Source organism: Arthrobacter sp. Bi26, assembly GCF_918697925.1.
In the GTDB taxonomy this organism is placed as follows: domain Bacteria; phylum Actinomycetota; class Actinomycetes; order Actinomycetales; family Micrococcaceae; genus Arthrobacter.
In genome coordinates this window covers 39308-56763 of sequence record NZ_CAKKMF010000017.1, presented here as the reverse complement: position 1 = coordinate 56763, position 17456 = coordinate 39308, and the positions used below count along the sequence as shown (strand labels likewise).

The 17456-nt window shown below is 68.7% G+C and carries 16 protein-coding genes and 1 riboswitch; of the genes, 7 read left to right on the top strand and 9 right to left on the bottom strand.

The annotated features are described in order from the left end of the window. Positions 1–39: 39 nt before the first annotated feature. Both LQV16_RS06710 and pabB read left to right on the top strand, forming a co-directional pair. Entirely contained in the window at positions 40–600 is a 561-nt protein-coding gene (locus LQV16_RS06710) for a low molecular weight protein-tyrosine-phosphatase (protein ID WP_229993130.1), read from the top strand. Further along, on the top strand, positions 597–2663 hold the full coding sequence (gene pabB, locus LQV16_RS06705) for an aminodeoxychorismate synthase component I (RefSeq protein WP_229993129.1): 2067 nt from the start codon (positions 597–599) through the stop codon (positions 2661–2663). Before LQV16_RS06710 ends, pabB begins: the two co-directional genes overlap by 4 nt. A gap of 32 nt (positions 2664–2695) precedes the next feature. Here pabB and cls read toward each other — a convergent pair whose 3' ends face one another. Then, on the bottom strand, positions 2696–4168 hold the full coding sequence (gene cls, locus LQV16_RS06700) for a cardiolipin synthase (protein WP_229993143.1): 1473 nt from the start codon (positions 4166–4168) through the stop codon (positions 2696–2698). A gap of 96 nt (positions 4169–4264) precedes the next feature. Between cls and LQV16_RS06695 the strand changes: the two genes are divergently transcribed. Further along, positions 4265–5233, top strand: a complete 969-nt coding sequence (locus LQV16_RS06695; protein ID WP_229993128.1) for an aminodeoxychorismate lyase — start codon at positions 4265–4267, stop codon at positions 5231–5233. Positions 5234–5396: 163 nt separating this feature from the next. Here the strand turns inward: LQV16_RS06695 and LQV16_RS06690 are convergent, their stop codons facing one another. Beyond that, a complete protein-coding gene (locus tag LQV16_RS06690) occupies positions 5397–6353 on the bottom strand; it encodes an ATP-grasp domain-containing protein (protein ID WP_229993127.1) in 957 nt (318 codons plus the stop codon). 341 nt (positions 6354–6694) lie between these two features. Further along, a riboswitch (SAM riboswitch) is annotated at positions 6695–6809 on the top strand. A gap of 21 nt (positions 6810–6830) precedes the next feature. Here LQV16_RS06690 and LQV16_RS06685 point away from each other — a divergent pair. Genes LQV16_RS06685 through LQV16_RS06675 form a run of 3 tightly spaced genes read left to right on the top strand, consistent with a single transcriptional unit; the run spans position 6831 to position 8787 of the window. After that, the gene (locus LQV16_RS06685) at positions 6831–7163 is read left to right on the top strand and encodes a DUF1737 domain-containing protein (protein WP_229993142.1); all 333 of its coding nucleotides are present in this window, start codon (positions 6831–6833) and stop codon (positions 7161–7163) included. Then, on the top strand, positions 7160–7579 hold the full coding sequence (locus tag LQV16_RS06680; protein ID WP_229993126.1) for a rhodanese-like domain-containing protein: 420 nt from the start codon (positions 7160–7162) through the stop codon (positions 7577–7579). The genes LQV16_RS06685 and LQV16_RS06680 overlap by 4 nt, the downstream gene beginning before the upstream one ends. Next, positions 7579–8787, top strand: coding sequence for an O-succinylhomoserine sulfhydrylase (locus LQV16_RS06675; protein WP_229993125.1), 1209 nt, complete (start codon positions 7579–7581; stop codon positions 8785–8787). The genes LQV16_RS06680 and LQV16_RS06675 overlap by 1 nt, the downstream gene beginning before the upstream one ends. A gap of 98 nt (positions 8788–8885) precedes the next feature. Here the strand turns inward: LQV16_RS06675 and LQV16_RS06670 are convergent, their stop codons facing one another. Then, positions 8886–9494, bottom strand: a complete 609-nt coding sequence (locus tag LQV16_RS06670) for a DUF305 domain-containing protein (RefSeq protein WP_229993124.1) — start codon at positions 9492–9494, stop codon at positions 8886–8888. A gap of 246 nt (positions 9495–9740) precedes the next feature. Here LQV16_RS06670 and LQV16_RS06665 point away from each other — a divergent pair, with 246 nt between their 5' ends. Then, positions 9741–10037, top strand: coding sequence for a hypothetical protein (locus tag LQV16_RS06665; protein ID WP_229993123.1), 297 nt, complete (start codon positions 9741–9743; stop codon positions 10035–10037). Positions 10038–10257: 220 nt separating this feature from the next. Here LQV16_RS06665 and LQV16_RS06660 read toward each other — a convergent pair whose 3' ends face one another. The 6 genes from LQV16_RS06660 to LQV16_RS06635 all read right to left on the bottom strand — a co-directional run bounded on the left by LQV16_RS06660 (position 10258) and on the right by LQV16_RS06635 (position 17428). Continuing rightward, entirely contained in the window at positions 10258–11712 is a 1455-nt protein-coding gene (locus LQV16_RS06660) for a multicopper oxidase family protein (protein WP_229993122.1), read from the bottom strand. A gap of 8 nt (positions 11713–11720) precedes the next feature. Continuing rightward, positions 11721–11978 (bottom strand): SHOCT domain-containing protein, encoded by a 258-nt coding sequence (locus tag LQV16_RS06655; protein ID WP_229993121.1) that lies wholly within the window; start codon positions 11976–11978, stop codon positions 11721–11723. A 137-nt stretch (positions 11979–12115) separates the two neighbouring features. Further along, the gene (locus LQV16_RS06650) at positions 12116–13303 is read right to left on the bottom strand and encodes a glutamate--cysteine ligase (protein ID WP_229993120.1); all 1188 of its coding nucleotides are present in this window, start codon (positions 13301–13303) and stop codon (positions 12116–12118) included. Between the two features lie 62 nt (positions 13304–13365). Beyond that, positions 13366–14889, bottom strand: coding sequence for a UDP-N-acetylglucosamine 1-carboxyvinyltransferase (locus LQV16_RS06645; protein WP_229993119.1), 1524 nt, complete (start codon positions 14887–14889; stop codon positions 13366–13368). 137 nt (positions 14890–15026) lie between these two features. Continuing rightward, on the bottom strand, positions 15027–15830 hold the full coding sequence (locus LQV16_RS06640) for an energy-coupling factor transporter transmembrane component T (RefSeq protein ID WP_229993118.1): 804 nt from the start codon (positions 15828–15830) through the stop codon (positions 15027–15029). Then, positions 15827–17428: an ATP-binding cassette domain-containing protein gene (locus LQV16_RS06635; RefSeq protein ID WP_229993117.1), complete on the bottom strand. Its 1602-nt coding sequence runs from the start codon at positions 17426–17428 to the stop codon at positions 15827–15829. The genes LQV16_RS06640 and LQV16_RS06635 overlap by 4 nt, the downstream gene beginning before the upstream one ends. Positions 17429–17456: the final 28 nt, after the last annotated feature.

Below are 17456 nucleotides of genomic sequence, written 5' to 3'. Positions count from 1 at the left end.
CCAGCTAGCCAACAGGCCCGGGATCGTTCATGCTTAGCTATGACCTCAATGTCGAGCCAGTACCGGATCATCGCGGTCTGCACCGGAAACATTTGCCGGTCTCCGATGGCCGAACTCATGCTGGCGGAGGCATTCCGGGCCGGGCACCTCACCGGGGCCGTGGTCGATTCCGCCGGCACCACCGCGTATGAGGCCGGCCGGCCCATCGATCCCCGGGCCGCGCGCAAACTCACAGCCCACAACATCGCATCGGACCGCCACGTGGCGCGCGAATGGCGGCCCGAATGGTTCGCAAACCGGGAGCTGATCCTGGCCCTCGACGTCGACCACTACGGCTGGCTGCGGCAGGCAGCACCGGACCAGGAATCCCTGGCCAAGATCCTCATGCTCCGCAGCTTCGACCCCGCCGTGGCAGACAAGGACCCGCTGGAGCAGGGCATCGAGGACCCGTGGTACGGCGGCCACACCGACTTCGACACCACCTGGAACCTCATCCGGGCCTCAGTTCCGGGGATCGTGCAGCACGTGCGCACCGAGCTTCAGCGCCAGAACGGGCAACATCACGGCAGCGAAGGTCAGCGGGTACGCTCTATTTCATGAGCCCCGCACCCGTCATCATCGCAATCGACGGACGGTCCGGCTCCGGCAAGACCACTCTGGCCATCGAACTGGCGGCGCGGCTCAGGGAACACCACAAAGTCTCGCTCTTCCACCTCGAGGACATCTATCCGGGCTGGAACGGGCTCGCCGCCGGGATTGAACGCTATGTCACCACCGTGCTCTCGCCCTTGCGGCGCGGGGAGAGCGCGGAATGGGTCAGCTGGGACTGGGAGCGGCACTACGACGGCGATGCGCGCACCACCCGCCCTGCCGAAATCGTCCTGGTGGAGGGCGTCGGCGCCGCCGCAGCGGCGGCACTCCCCCTGCTGGACGCCGTGATCTGGGCGGACTCCTCCGACGACGACCGCCGGGCCAGGGCACTGGCCCGGGACGGCGACACCTACGAACCGTTTTGGGACCAGTGGGCGGCCCAGGAAGCGGAGTGGCTGGCGGCCGACGACGTCCCGGCCCGCGCGGATGTGCACGTACTTAACCGTGCGGACGGCACCGCCCCCGACGACGTCCTCCAGGCCCTCCAGTACATCCCGGCCGTCGCCCCCGCCCTGCTGCCTGAACGCGCCGCCCGGCGCGGCCTGCAGCTGCTGGCCGAACGGATCGACGCCCAGCCCGAGGCCGAGCAGCTGTTTGCGGCGCTTTTCGGCGATTCGGCCAACGCCGTATGGCTCGACTCCTCCCTCGACCCGGCAGGCCTCGCCCCGGAGGCCGCGGAGCGCAGCCGCTTCAGCATCCTGGCCGACGACGGCGGCCGCTTCGGCCAGGCCGTCCGGCACAGTTCCGGACGGACCCGTGTCACTACGGGCCACGCCACAGCGTCCACCGACGGCCCGTTCTTCCGCTGGCTCGACGGCGTTTGGGGGCGCCGGGCGCTCCATGCGCCCGAGGCCTACCCGTGCGAGTTCACCCTGGGCTGGCTCGGGTACCTCGGCTATGAGCTCAAACGCGAAACCGGTGGCAATGACGTGGCCGCCGCCACCCCGGACGCCTGCCTGATCTTCGCCGGCCGCGCCGTGGTCCTTGACCACGCCGAGGGCACAGCCTGGCTGCTGACCCTGGACGCGCCCGACGCCGGAGACTGGCTCGAGGCGGCCCGCGCGGCCGTCGCCGCGGCCGCATCGGCGCCCGCATCCGCGCCGTCCACGTCCACGTCCACGTTCAGTGCCCGGCAACTGGCTGCCCCGCGTTTCACTGCACGGGACACGGAAGCCGGCTACAAGGCAAAGGTCACTGAGGCCCAGCGTGAGATTGCGGAAGGCAATACGTACGAGGTCTGCCTGACCACGGCGCTCACCGCTGCCTCGCCTGCGGGCTCTCAGGGGATGGATCCGTGGCCGACCTACCTGGACCTGCGGCGCCGCAACCCGGCCCCCTTCGCCAGCTATTTGCGGTTCGGCGAGCTCGCCGTGGCGAGCACGTCGCCGGAGCGCTTCCTGCGGATTGCCGCGGACGGCAGGATGCGGGCCGAACCGATCAAGGGCACGCGCCGCCGGGACGCGGAACCGGGCGCGGACGCTGCCCTGCGGGAAGAACTGGAGTCCTCGGCCAAGGACCGCGCGGAAAACATCATGATCGTGGACCTGCTGCGCAACGACCTCAGCCATTTCGCCGTCCCGGGCTCGGTGGCCGTCAGCCGGCTGTGTGCGATCGAGAGCTACGCCACCGTGCACCAGATGGTGAGCACCATCGATGCCCGGCTGCGGCCCGGACTGCCGCGGGCCGAGGCGGTCGCCGCCTGTTTCCCCGCCGGCTCGATGACCGGCGCCCCGAAGGTCAGCACCATGGCCATCCTGGACCGGCTGGAGGCCGCGCCGCGGGGCGTGTACTCCGGCGCGATCGGCTACTTCTCCCTGAACGGGGCCGCCGACCTCTCCGTGGCGATCCGGACCCTCGTGATCAGCGCCCTGGGCGACGGCACCGCCGACGTGAGTCTCGGCGTCGGCGGCGCCGTCACCGCCGACTCGTCCCCGCAGGAGGAGTACGAGGAAGTCCGGGCCAAGGCGTTCGGCGTGCTCTCGGCGCTCGGTGCCGAATTCCCCCAAGGCTGACGTTCCCCAAGGCTGCCCCGCCGGCGGCCGGACTACTGCAGGGTTGCGCTCAGCCTTGCCACATTGTCCACGTACTTGGCCTTCATGGGCCGTTTCATCCAGTCCTCCAGCAGGAGTTCGTGCGAAATGCTCCGGTATGTGTCCTCCACGGCGCGGATCCTCTGCACGATGTCCTCGCCGAGGAGCATCACGGAGACCTCGAGGTTCAACGAGAAGGAGCGCATGTCCATGTTGCTGGAGCCCAGCACGGCAACCTCGTCATCGATGGTGAAGTGCTTGGCGTGCAGCACGAACGGCGCCTTGTAGAGGTAGATCCGCACGCCTGCCTCGAGCAGGGCCTGGTAGTACGACTGCTGCGCGTGGTGGACCAGGAACTGGTCGCCCTTTTCCGAGACGAACAGTTCCACCTCGACGCCGCGCTGCGCCGCCGTGGTCACCGCGTAGAGCAGCGAGTCGTCCGGGACGAAATAGGGGCTGCAGAGCGAGATCCTGTGCTGCGCCGAATAAATGAGGGTGTTGAACAGCCGCAGGTTGTTCTCGGTGACAAAACCCGGGCCGCTGGGGACCACCTGCGCCGTGATGTTTCCGGCGTGGGGCTCGGGCCGGTGTTCCAGCTGCCCTTCAAGGGATTCGTCGGTTTCGCTGAGCCAGTCGGTCGCGAAGGCTACGTTCAGCGTGGTGACAATCGGCCCGCGCATGCAGGCCATGAGCTCCACCCATTCGCGGCCCACTTTGCGGTGCTTGGGGTTGTTGTAGGACGGCTCGATCAGGTTCTGGGATCCCGTGAAGGCGATCTCGCCGTCGATCACCATGATCTTGCGGTGGTTGCGGAGATCCGGCCGCCGCCACTGCCCCTGCAACGGGTTCAGCGGCAGCATGGGCCGCCAGCGGATCTTGCTGGCGTTGAGCCGGGCCTTGAGCTGCTTGTAGCCCTTGATGCGAAGGCTGCCGAGGTGGTCGAACAGGACGCGGACCTCGACGCCGCGCTCCGCCGCCTCTTCCATTGCGGTGAACAGATCGTCCGTGACGTGGTCGGTGCTCATGATGTAGAACTCGGCGTTGACGAAGGATTTGGCGCCGCGGACGGCCGCGGCCATCGCCTTGATGGAGTCGGGGTAGCCGGGCAGCAGCTCCACGCTGTTGCCGTCCACCATTGGCAGCGAGCCCAGCGTCTTGTTCAGTTCAGCGGCGGAGGCCACCCATTCGGGTCCGTCGTAGCGGCTTTCGACTTCTTCCAGGTCGGACGTCCCGGCCCGGATCCGGGTGTTGACAGCGTCCTGTTGGGCACGGCGCCGGCGGGAGAGCCGGAAGTTGCCAAACAGCAGGAACAGGGCCAGCCCAAGGATGGGCACAATGAAGATGCCCAGCAGCCACGCCATCGCGGTGGTGGGCCGCCGGTTCCCTGGGATGATGCCCAGGACCAGCACGCGGATGGCGAAGTCGATCACCGTCAGGATCAGAACCGCCCAGGACGGTAAAGTTTCCGCCAGCGGAAATGGCCACAGCACAGGCGAACCCCTAAAAGTACAAGCCCGCGGAACAGTTCCTGAACGGGCAACGTGCAAATCCTATCCCGGGACCACCGAGACTAAGCTGGAGCCATGATCTCTGCAGCCCCTGTTCCTGCGCCCGCGACCGTGCTGGTCTTCCTCGACCCGGCGTTCGACGGCGGCCGCGTTGCCGACGCGTCGCAGCCGCAACTGATGGCCACGGACCTGGGCGCCACCCGCGGCGACGGCGTTTTCGAATCCCTCCTGGCTGTGGGCGGCCGGCCCCGCAAGATCCAGGCGCACCTGACTCGGCTGGCCGGCTCTGCCCGGCTGCTGGAGCTGGACATCCCTGCCGAGGACGCGTGGCGGCGGGCAGTGGAAACCGCCCTCCGCGAGTTCCGGGGGAAGGATCCTGCCGCGGCAGCAACAGGCGGCGCGGACGAAGACGAGGTTGTGGTGAAGCTGCTCGTGACCCGCGGGCCGGAGGGCGCCGCCGCCCCCACGTGCTGGGTCCAGGCCTCCGCGCCCGCGGCCGCGGGCCGCCGGCAGCGCGAGACCGGAATCGACGTCATCCTGCTGGACCGTGGCTATGACAGCGACGTCGGCGAGCGCGCCCCCTGGCTGCTGCTCGGCGCCAAGACCCTCTCCTACGCCGTGAACATGGCGGCGCTGCGCTACGCCCACCGGCACGGCGCCGACGACGTCATCTTCACGTCCGCGGACGGCCGGGTCCTGGAGGGACCGACGTCGACCGTTCTGCTGGCCCATCTGGAAACCGCGGACGACGGCGCCGGCGGCGTCCGCACAACCCGGCGGCTCATCACCCCGCAGCTGGACAGCGGCATTCTGCCGGGGACCTCGCAGGGCGCCCTGTTCACCGCCGCCAAGGCCGCCGGCTGGGAGCTGGGCTACGGCCCGCTGGAGCCGAAGGACCTGCTGGATGCCGACGCGGTCTGGCTGATCTCCAGCATCCGGCTCCTGGCCCCGGTGAACCACATCGACGGCCAGGAAATCGGCACCCCGGAACTGCGACGCCAGCTCACGGCCGAACTCAACGCCCTGTTCGCCACCATCGAATAGTGCGGCCAGGCCGGTGCTGCACGGCAGGCGCCGCTGATACTCACCGGTTTTGCGGCCAGGGACCACGGTAACGACGGCGGTTTGTGGGAACACGCCGTCCTCCGGCCTCAAAAGTGGGGAGACTCAGCGACTGCGTGAGCACACCATTCTGCCGGGCCGCGCTTCACCCCAGGGCGTCCGCGGGAACCGCCGGGCACCGCCGGAACGATGCCGGGTTGAACGCCGGGAGCATGAAGGTGGCCAGCACGGCGTCGAGCATTTCCGGGGCCCAGGCGCTGTTCTCCCCCAGGGTCGCGCAGACGCCCAGTACCACGGGGGTTCCGTCCGCGCGGCGGCGAATCCGGACCTGGACCGGCCCGGTCAGCCCGAGCGTGCGGACGGCGGCCAGGCCCAGCTTCCGCACGTCCCCGGCCTGGCTCACCGGCACCCTGCGGCTGACTTCGTCGCTGCCGGTGTGTCCATACGGGGTCCTGGTCTTCTCGAGGACCACCGCCACCGGCGCCATCGCGTTGCGTGCCGGAGTGCCGAACACCAGGCACACGTAGTCGGCGCCCGGGATAAACTCCTGGACAAGTTGCCCCGCCGGCATGTTCTTCCAGCTAACCGAGGCGGTTCCGGCCAGCACGTGGACACCATGGGAGCCTTTGAAGACCCGCGGCTTGACCACCACGGGCCCGGTGAGGGAGGCGAGGGATGCCGGCGCGGCGGCGAGGTCGCCCGGAACCGCGACCTGGGGCACCGGAATCCCGGCTGCCTGCAACGCCCAGGTGGTAAACAGCTGGTCGTTGGCGAGGGCCACCGCGGCGGGGTCGCCCACGATGATCCGCACGTCCTGGGCGAAACCGGCACGGGCCGCGGCCAGGACCGGAAGTTCCACAGTCAGGGTCGGAATGATGACGTTGATGGCTTCACGGTCCACCAGCCGGCGCAGGTCCAGGATCATGTCCGGGTCCGTCGCCGGCAGGAGCCTGACCGCGGCCGCGGCGGGGGCATCCTCCGCCTGGCGGGAGTCGGCGCGGGCGTCGGAGCCGAGATACGGGAGTCCGCGGGCTTCGAGCTGGGCCGCGACGGTCCGGCCGGCGGCGCTTGCTATCCCGGTAACCAGTATGCGCGGGCCCACAATTGCTCCATTCCGCCGTCACCGGCCGGGCCATGGCTGTGGCTCCGACGGTTCCGGCCACTGATTCACAGACAACTTGTTTTGATGGACAGACGGCTCGATTCACGGACAGCTCGGTTAACCTGCAAATCCGGCCGACACGTCGGCCATGTCCTCCAGTAGACGGCGAATCGTCCGCGCACACACGAGTGGGCTGTACCCGAAATTGGAGCCCGCAACTACTCGGCCGCACCCCGCCCCACGCTGGGCCCGGCCGGCGCCAGCGCCTGGGCGTGGCCCGGTTACGGAACATGACGACGACGGCGGTGCGGGCCGGCGTCGTAGGTGTTACGTTTTTGGGGAGTAATGAGAACCGGTGCCAAGCCCTGACTGGCCGGTCGGCAACCCTCCCTTTTCGCGGCGGGGTGCCTCAGGTGAATACTCGGCAATCGAGAATTCGAGCTGCAAGCGTGAAAGAGGAGATCCGTCGTGCCCCCCATGTCAACACCCGCGGTACCCGAAATACTCAGCACCACAGCACCCAGCACAGCACGCAGTGCACCACCTGCCGGCGAGGAAAGACTGGCCTACCGGCTGTTCACCGGCACGGATGACCGCGCCTTTTGTGAGCGCGTGTCCGCCGCCCTGGCCGAGGGCTATGTCCTGCACGGAAGCCCCGCCGCCACCTTCAACGGCAGCACCGTGATCGTGGCGCAGGCGCTGGTCCTGCCGGCCGCGATTGCGAGCGCGGACGCCGCCGTGGCCAATGCAGTCGATGAGCTCGATGCCGACGAGATTGACGCTGTTGGGGCATTCGAGGGCCACGCATGAGCTACGCCGGAGACCTCAGCCCCCATGAGGCGTGGGCCAAGCTGGAGGCGGGAGCCCTCCTGGTGGATGTCCGGACCGAGGGCGAATGGGCCCACATCGGCATCCCGGACACGACGTCCGCGGGCGGAAGGCGGAACGATCCGCTTTTCATCCAGTGGAACCTCGCCGGCGGCGTACCGAACCCGCACTTCGTGGAACAGCTAAGGCGAGAGGCACCGGAGGACTCCGCCGTCGAACTGGTGTTCCTTTGCCGCTCCGGTGTCCGCTCGATCGCCGCCGCGACGGCCGCGACGGCCGCCGGATACACCTCGTACAACGTTCTTGAGGGCTTCGAAGGCGAGACCGACCGTTTTGGCGACCGCACCGTCAACGGCTGGAAGAACCGCGGCCTGCCCACCAACCTTGGAAAGATCTGATGACTTTCAATCCCGACGCCGCCGGCTGGGCCGCCGACACCCAGGCTGTCCGCGGCGGCCTTGACCGCACCGGCTTCCAGGAAACCACCGAGCCGATCTTCCTCAACTCCGGATTCGTCTACGGGTCCGCGGCCGCTGCCGAGCGCGCCTTCACCGGGGAAGACGAGCGCTTCGTCTACTCCCGCTACGGCAATCCGTCCGTTGCCACCTTCCAGGAGCGGCTCCGGCTGCTCGAGGGAACCGAGGCGTGTTTTGCGACGGCGTCCGGCATGTCCGCCGTCTTCACCGCGCTGGGCGCGCTGTTGGCTGCCGGCGACCGCGTAGTCGCAGCCCGCTCGCTGTTCGGCTCGTGCTTTGTGATCCTCAACGAGATCCTGCCGCGCTGGGGTGTCGAGACGGTCTTCGTGGACGGCCCGGACCTGGAACAATGGCGCTCTGCCCTGTCCGAGCCGGCCACGGCGGTATTCTTCGAGTCGCCGTCGAACCCCATGCAGGAAATCGTGGACATCGCCGCGGTGAGCGAACTGGCGCATGCGGCCGGGGCCACGGTGGTGGTCGACAACGTCTTCGCCACCCCGCTGCTGCAGCGCTGCGGAGAGCTCGGCGCGGACGTGGTGGTCTACTCCGGCACCAAGCACATCGACGGCCAGGGCCGCGTGCTCGGCGGGGCGATCCTGGGCACCAAGGAATTCATCGACGGGCCCGTCAAGCAGCTCATGCGGCACACCGGTCCGGCGCTCTCGGCCTTCAATGCCTGGGTGCTCACCAAGGGCCTGGAGACCATGGCCCTGCGCGTCAACCATTCCTCGGCCTCCGCCCTGCGGCTGGCCGAATGGCTCGAGGGACAGCCTGCGGTCAGCTGGGTCAAGTACCCGCTGCTGCCATCCCACCCGCAGTACCCACTCGCCGTGAAGCAGATGAAGGCCGGCGGGACGGTGCTCACGCTGGAGCTTTCGCCCTCGCCGGGACGCACCGCGAAGCAGGCCGCCTTCGCGCTGCTGGACGCGCTGCGGATCATCGACATCTCCAACAACCTGGGTGATGCCAAGACGCTCATCACGCATCCTGCGACTACGACGCACCGCGCGATGGGCCCGGAAGGCCGTGCGGCGATCGGGCTCAGCGACGGCGTGGTCCGGCTTTCGGTGGGCCTGGAGGACGTGGAGGACCTGATCCGCGACCTCGGCCAGGCGCTCAAGCAGGTCTAGCGCTCAAGCAGGTCTGGGCCAACGCAGGTCTGGGCCAACGCGGGCGGGGTGGCCGGGAAGGCCCCGGTCCGAAAACCGGACCGGGGCCGGGACGCGGGCTAGAGGTTTGCCAGCAGGGCCTTCATTTCCTGGATTTCAGCTTCCTGGGAGGTCACGATTGCCTTGCTGAGGATGAGGGCTTCCGGGTTCTTGCCTTGGCTGCTTTCAGTCTTGGCCATCATCACCGCGCCCTCATGGTGGGCGATCATCCGGGTCAGGAACAGCTTGGCCGCATCGGTTCCCTGGGCGGCGTCGAGCTTGGTGAGATCGTCACCGCCCATCATTGCGTCGCCCATGCTGTGGCCGCCGGCCATCTGGGTGGGTTCGTTCCAGGTCTTGAGCCAGACCGTCATCTTTTCGATTTCGGGTGCCTGTGCAGCCTTGATCTTCGTGGCGAGTGCGGTGATCCGGGCGTCCATGCCCTGCTTCTTGAGCATCATGTCGCTCATTTCCACGGCCTGGGCGTGGTGCGGGATCATCTCCTGGGTGAACATGGTGTCTGCCGCGTTGTGGTCCGAGGCGGCGGGGGCCGGGCTGGACGACATGCCCATGCCGCCGCTCATGCCGGGCATGGTGCCGGCGGGTGAACTTCCGGAGTTGCCCGCGCAGCCGGCAAGGGCGATGGCGGCGGCGATGCCAAGGGCAGAAATGGTCAGGGTCTTCTTCATGGGGGTCAAGTCCTTCAATAGCCAAAATGGCGTTGTTGCACGCCTGCGGATGGCACGCCCGCGCCGGGGGAAAAATCCGGCCGGAACGTGTGGGGTAAGGAGGGGCGCCGGGCACCACACGGCAAGGCCCCGTCTTACGTCCGGCTGATGGACAGATCGCCCGGCGAAGGACTTGCGGGCAGATACGAGTAGGTCGGGATCGCGCCGCCGGCGCGCGCGTCCGGGTTGTGGAGCGACGCCGGAGCCATGCCGGGAGGGGGCGCGGCCAGGGAGCCCGCGGCCGCCGACGGCACGCAGGCCGGGTGCATCGACGCAGGATCGGTGCAGCTCGACTGGCACACACACGACGCCGATGGCAGGGCGGCCCTGCCGCTACCTGTCAGCCCGGGACCCGGACTGGTCGCAGGCGGCGGAGCCATCGCGTCATGGGCAGTTGCCCCGGCCCGCGGGGAATGGGCCGCGGGATCGGATGCGAAACTGTGTGCCGTCTGGGAGGACAACCCTGCGGGGTCCGTGGAGGAAGTCACCGCCGTCATGGCATGAGCGCCATGCATACCGGTCATGATGTGCATCCCTAGGAATCCGGCCATGACGGCAAGCAAGCCCACGAGCAGGAATCCGCGGCGAAGCGCGGCTGCGGCATGGTGCATGGACGCTGCGGCCATGGCATTCTCCCTCCGGACAGCAGTGATCGGATGTCGAACAGGCTAAGGCTACATGCCGGGTGTTGGCCGGGCCGTTGCCGGGACACGTGCTGCCGTGCCTAGCGGACCTCGATCACTCCCATCATTCCTTGGTCCTCGTGGTCCAGGATGTGGCAGTGGTACACGGAGCGGCCGGCGAAATCCTTGAAATTGATCCTGACTTTCACCTGTCCATTGGCGGGCACGTTGACGACGTCCCGCCAGAGGGGTGCGTCCGGGGTGGTGCCTCGTGCCTCGATGATCTGCATCGGCCAGACATGCAGATGAAAAGGATGGTCCATCGGGCTGGGATTTATCAGGGTCCACTCTTCCACTGTCTGCGCGGCCGCGGTGGTGTCGGTCCGGCTTGCGTTGAATTCGCGGCCGTTGATGGTGAAGCTCATCATGCCCATCCCCATACCCATGCCGCCGGCGGCGAAGGTCAGCTGCCTGTGCGCGGCAACGACCGCGTTCCTCAGGTCCGCCGGCGCAGGCTGAGTTGGCACCGCCGGTGGAGCCGGGGCCGGGGCGCCGGACACCGACAGCGTCGCCAGCACGATGTCCGCTGTGCCCTGGCCGCCGTTTGGCGCTGGCCCTGCCGGTCCCATCATGCCGGCCATGCCGCCACGGTTGTAGTAGGCAGCCCTGAGAGTGGCGTCGCCCGCGGCCGCTGTGACCAGGACATCCGCACGGTTGCCCGGCGCCAGCAGCAACTCGTCCACAGTCCCGGGCGCGGGGTAGCGGCCGGAGTCCATGCCGCGAAGCTGCATCTGCTGCCCATCCAGGCGCAGCCGCAGGTAGCGGGCCACGCAGGTATTCACGATGAGCCACCGCTCACGCTCGCCTGGCCGGGCGGAGAGTTTCGGGTTGCTTTGTCCGTTGACCAGGACGAGGTCACCTTCCCGGCCGGTCATTCTGTCCATCGGCGAGGCGTCGGCGACGGTCCCGGACCCGTCCAGGGTGATGTCGGAAATGACCATGACACGTTCCCGGCTGGTGGCCACGGGGTCAGGGTCCTCGACGATGATCGCGCCAAACAGGCCAGCGAATATCTGATCCGCCACCATGCCGTGATGGTGGGGGTGGTACCAGTACACGCCGGGCGGGTGGTCCGCGGGGAGGCGGTACTCGTAGCTGAACGAGTGGCCCGGCTGAACCACAACAAACACGTTGTCTCCGTTGCCCTGGGGAGAGACGTGGAGTCCGTGGACATGCAGGTTGGTCGGGACGGCCATGCTGTTGACCAGCTCGACGGCCAGCACGTCTCCACCCCGCAAGCGCAGGGTTGGGCCGGGTACTCCTCCGTTGTAGCCCAGCGCCGATGCCTGTTGGCCGCCGAGCCGCACCGAACCCGGGGAAGCCTCGAGCCGGACCTGCAGCCGTCCGCTGCTGCTGCGCAGCGCCTCCGGCTCAGTGAACTCAGCGCCCGCTACGGGGGAGAACCGGGAGCTCACCGTCCACCAGAGCCCGGCCCCGCCGGCGACGATGCCTGCCGTGCCGAGGCCTCCCAGCAGGAGCGCATCCCGGCGGCTCATTGGGCGCACTACTGGTCCTCGGCGAGAACCTTTAGCTGCTCACGGTATTGCTCCGCGGTCAGCTCACCCCGGGCAAAGCGTTCATCGAGGATCTGCCGGGCCCGGCTCCTGCCCGGGTAGGGCCCCGGCGGTCCCTGCATCCCGCCCTGACTCCCGCCTCCGGCAAACATGCGCACCGCGACCAATACCAGCAGCGCTATTCCAACGAGCAGGAGGCTGCCCCACAGCCACATCCAGCCCATATTCATGCCATAGCCCCACATCAAGACCGGCGCCCTTTCGCCTCAGACCATTGATATTCAGATTCTTTGGCCAGCCCTGGACCACCGGTAGAGTCCGAAGGCCTCCTCGCCGGGGAACCCCGTCGCCGTCGAGACCGTGGAAGGCCGTGCGGCCATCCGGTTCAGCCCCGGTGCAGCCGGTCCAGGGGCACGTTCCCGCCGAGCGGTTCCCCGGTGGCAGCCCCTTGGGTCGTCACCTCGACGGCCCGTTCGACGACGGCGGCCAGCCCGCCTTCCCGGTGAGGGCCCCGCTGCAGCTGCGAGCCGGTGCCCTCCGTCAGGATCCTGTCGACGCCTTCGCGCACCAGATCCAGCTCGCCCTGCTCCTCCAGCACGGGGGCCACAAAGTCCACGAGCGCCCAGACCACATCCGCGGCCGGGGCCGGGGTGAACGTTCCGAAGTCCAGGAGCTGTCCGCGGAGTCCGCAATTGCTGGCCTGCCACGCGGCCATCCGCAGCAGCAGCGTGGGCACCGGGGCGGGGTCGACGCCGTCGTTCCATTCCCGCGCCGCGGACTCCACGAGGGCGCGCACCAGCACGGCGATCAGCGCCGCGTCCTCGGCCCGCAGACAGACGTCGGCGACCCGGACTTCCACGGTGGGATGCAGCCGGGCCAGCCGTGCATCGAAATAGACCATCCCCTCGTCCATCAGGACGCCGCTTTCCACCAGCCGGGTGACCAGCCGCCGGTAGACGGGCAGGCTGCCGAAGATCATGGTGGGGCCTGACCCCGGCCAGCGGTTCCACGCCTGCGTGCGGTAGCTTTCGAATCCCGTCTCCGCGCCGTTCCAGTACGGGGAATTCGCGCTGAGGGCGAGCAGCACTGCAAGCTTGTCGCGGATCCGGTCCATCACGGCCACGCCCTCCTCCGGGGACTCCACAAAGGTGTGGACGTGGAGGCCGCAGGTCAGCTGGTTCCGGACCGTGAGCCCGAAGCGTTCCTGCATGGTCATGTACCGCTGATTCGGTGTGAGGTGCGTGGCTGCGCCTTGGGGCGAGGTGGCCAAGGCTGCGACGCGGCCGCCATGCGCGCGGGCGGCCTGGTCCGCCCGGGCCCGGCTCTGCCTGAGCTGGCGGAGAAGTTCTGCGTAGTCCAGGCAGGGCCGCGTCTGGGTCTCAATCTGTTCGAGTTTGAGCTCGTAGCTAAAGTCGGCGCCCTCGTGGACCGGTTGCTGCCCTGGGAGAACTTGGGCGGCGTCCTGCCTCTTTGGCGGAACCAGGCTGGGCAGCATCAGGTCGGCGAGGGCAAGCAGCATCCCCGATTCGGGGTCCACTATCAGCAGTTCTTCCTCCACGCCGAATGTGCGCATGAATCTATTGTGCGTCACGATCCGCAGAAACGCCCCTACACCAACACGGGATCAGTCTGGGATCAGTCTTGGAAGTACTCGATCTTCGCGCCGATGGTGTTGAGCCGTTCGGCCAGGTCCTCGTAGCCGCGCTCAATGACATAGATGTTCCGCAGCTCCGAGACGCCGCGGGCCGCCAGCATGGCCAGCAGCAGGCAGGCGGCGGGGCGGAGGGCCGGCGGGCAGCCAACCTCGGCGGCACGCCACTTGGTGGGCCCGTTGACGTATATCCGGTGGGGATCGAGCAGCTGCACCTGGGCGCCCAGTTTGTTGAGCTCGGTCAGGTAGATGGCCCGGTTCTCGTAGACCCAGTCATGGATCATGGTCTGGCCGTGGGCGTTGGCGGCGATCACCGCGAAGAACGGCAGGTTGTCGATGTTCAGGCCGGGGAAGGGCATGGGGTGGATCTTGTCCTCCGGCGCCCGCAGCTCCGAGGGCTTGGTGGTGACGTCCACCAGGCGGGTGCGGCCGTTGCGGGCAAAGTATTCCCCGGAAACCTCAAGTCGCTGGCCCATCTGTTCTAGCGTGGCGAGTTCAATTTCCATGAACTCGATCGGGACGCGGCGGATGGTGACCTCCGAGTTCGTCACGATGCCGGCGGTGATGAGGCTCATCGCCTCGATCGGGTCCTCGGACGGGAAGTATTCGATGTCGGCGTCGATCGACGGGCGGCCGGTGATCTCCAGCGTGGTGGTGCCAACCCCCGCGATTTCCACGCCGAGCATCTGCAGGTAGAAGCAGAGGTCCTGCACCATGTAGTTGGGGCTGGCGTTGCGGATGACGGTGGTGCCGCGGCGGTGGGCTGCGGCCATGATGGCGTTCTCGGTGACGGTGTCGCCGCGTTCGCTCAGCACGAAGGAGCGGTCATGACCGTCCGACGGCGGCGCCTGCACCGCGTAGAACCCGGATTTCGCCTCCACGCTCAGGCCGAACTGGCGCAGTGCCTGCATGTGCGGCTGCACGGTGCGGGTGCCGAGGTCGCAGCCGCCGGCGTAGGGCAGCCGGTAGGTGTCGGCCTCGTCCAGCAGCGGGCCCAGGAGCATGATGACGCTGCGGGTCCGGCGGGCCGCCTCCACATCCATGGATGCCAGGTCCAGGACCGCGGGGCGGCGGATCTGGAGGTCGTTCGCGTTGAGCCAGGTGCACTCGACGCCGATGCTGGTCAGCACCTCCACGATCCGGTTGACTTCCTCAATCCGGGCCAGCCGGCGCAGGGTGGTGGTGCCGCGGTTGATGAGGCTGGCGCACAACAGGGCGACGCCGGCGTTCTTGCTGCTGTTGACGTCCACCGCGCCGGCGAGTGTGCGGCCGCCCTCGACACGGAGGTGGGTCATCTGGGGCCGGCCCACCTTGACGATGCTGTGTCCGACGATCGCCTCCAGTCGCTGGATCATCTTCAGGCTCAGGTTCTGCTTGCCCTGTTCCATCCGGGCGATGGCGCTCTGGCTGGTGCCGAGCTCGGCGGCGAGTTGTCCCTGGGTCCAGCCCTTCGCGCCGCGGGCTTCGCGGAGCAGGAGGCCTACGTGTTCAGCAGTCGGTTGAGTCATGTCCCGAAAATATCACGGATGATTTATTAACCCCCGGCATTCCCGCCGGAGTGCCGTTAATCTCACAGGGATACCCGCATCATGCGATACCCGGTGGCTTGCGACGCGCTGCGGTGCCGGAAACAGTGGGCGGCGCGCTACTGGCGCGCGAGGAAGACGAGGTTCCAGGTGCCCGAGCCGAGGGCCGCTGCGACGGCGGCTGCCGCGATGCCCAGTCCGCCCAGCAGTACCCAGACGTCGAGTCCGCTGTACGTGGACGGCCTGGCCCAGGTCCGCGCCGCGCCGCCAAACCCGCGGGCCTCCATGGTCACCGCGAGCCGTGAAGCGCTCCGGATCGCCTGCACCAGCAGGCCGAAGCTCTGGCCCAGGGCGGCGCGGAACCGCTGGTAGGGGTTGCCGCTCGATCCCACGCCGCGGGCCCGCCGGGCCATGCCGATCGTCTGCCATTGCTCGGCCATGATCCCGACCAGCCGCATGGCGGCCAAGGTGCCCAGGACGAACCGGTGCGGCAGTTTTGCGTTCTGGGCCAGGGCGTCGGCAAGGTCTGTGGGGTCCGTGCAGCTCATCAGCAGCACCGCAGGCAGTGCGATCGCGAGCCCGCGGAGCATGAAGCCGATCCCCAGCTGCAGGGAACCGGCGCTGATGGACCAGATCCCGGCGTCGAGCAGGACGGATCCGGCGTCGGGCGCCAGGATGGCGGTGCTCCAGCCGCCCAGCGCCGCCGCGAGGATCAGCGGCCAGCCGCGCTGCCACAGCAAGGCCAGGGTCAGGCCGGCCAGCGGCAGGAGCAGCAGTTCGAAGGCCAGCGCCACCGACGCCGAGACCCAGTCAATGGACAGCGCCAGGACCAGCGTGATCAGGGTGACCGCGGTGAACTTGGCGAGCGGGTTGGCGCGGGTCAGCAGCGCATGGTTGCCGCGCAGGCTCAGTGCGTCCCTCATGGCGAGGCCCCCTCCGGCAGTTCAAGATCCGGGCCGGGAGCATCCGCGGCGGCAGTTTCCCGCGGCCGGAGTCGGAGTTCGGTGCCGCCGAGGACGGCGCTGAATTCGGCGTCATGCGTCACGGAGACGACGGCGGTGCCGGCGTCGAGCAGCTCGGACAGGAACGAGGCGAGTTCGGCCCAGGTATTGGCGTCCTGGCCGAAGGTGGGCTCGTCCAGGACGAGCACCTGCGGGTGCGCGGCCAGCACGGTGGCTACCGAAAGGCGGCGCTTCTCGCCGCCGGAAAGCGTGTAGGGGTTGGCCTCCACGAGTTCGCTGAGCCGCAGCCGTTCCAGCAGCTCGTCCACGCGGTCTGCGCCGTAGCCGAGGTGGCGGGGGCCGAACATGAGCTCGTCCAGGACCTTGCCGGTGACGAACTGGTGCTCGGGTTCCTGGAACACGGTGCCTATCCTGGCGATCAGCTGCTGGGCCTTCCACCGGTACGGATCGGTTCCGGCATCACCGCTGAGCTTCGGCGCGGCCGAGACCGTTCCGGCAACGGGCCGCAGGAGCCCGGCCAGCGTCAGCGCCAGGGTGGACTTCCCCGCGCCGTTCGGTCCCGTGATGGTCAGGGCCTCGCCGGCGTGGACCTGGACGGAAACTCCGGACTGGACCGGACGCGGCGCGATCGTGCGGAAGCCGTCGCGCAGCCCGGCCCGCCGCGGCCGCTCGCGTGACACCGCGAGCCCGTCGGCCGCGAGCAGGAGCTGACCTGCGTCCCGTGCCGGCAGCCGCAACCGCGTCGCCGGGACGTAGCCCGGCACCCAGACGCCCGCACCGATGAGCATGTCCCGCGCCTCGGCCAGGACCCGGTCCGGCGGTCCGTCAATCAGCACGGCGGAGTCCGTGGCGGACCCGGGCTGCAGCACCACGATCCTGTCCACCAGGTCTTTCCAGACCCCCACCCGGTGCTCCACGACCACCAGGGTGGCGCCGGTCTTGTCCAGGCAGCGGCCCACAGCGTCGCGGACCTCCAGGACGCCGGCGGGGTCGAGGTTGGCGGTCGGCTCGTCGAGCAGCAGCAGCCCCGGCCGCATCGCAAGGATCCCGGCGAGCGCCAGCCGTTGCTTTTGTCCGCCGGAGAGTGCCGACGTCGGGTGGTCCAGCGGCAGCCGGCCCAGCCCGACGTCGTCGAGTGCCTCGCGCACGCGCGGCCAGATCTCCGCCGCCGGGACGGCGAGGTTCTCCGCACCGAAGGCGACGTCGTCGCCGAGGCGGGAAAGCACCACCTGGGTTTCCGGGTCCTGCTGCACAAGCCCGGCGCGGCCGCGATGCGCCCGTGGCGGGGCACCGTCGATCAGCAGGCTTCCGGTCTCGTCTGAGTCTTCGGAGTCGCCGGCCGGCCCCGAGGCGCCGGCCGCGCCGTCGCCCAGCACGCCGGCCAGGGCGTGGAGCAGCGTCGATTTGCCGGCGCCGGAGGGGCCCAGCAGGAGCACGCGCTCCCCCGGCCGGATGTCCAGCTCAAGGCCGCTGACGGCGGGCCGGGGCCTTCCGGCGTGCCGCCAGCCCCAGCCGCGGGCCGTGACGGCGGCCGGCCGGACGCCTGTTGAAGATCTCATGGGTGCTCTGCAGAGTTCAGGATAAGAG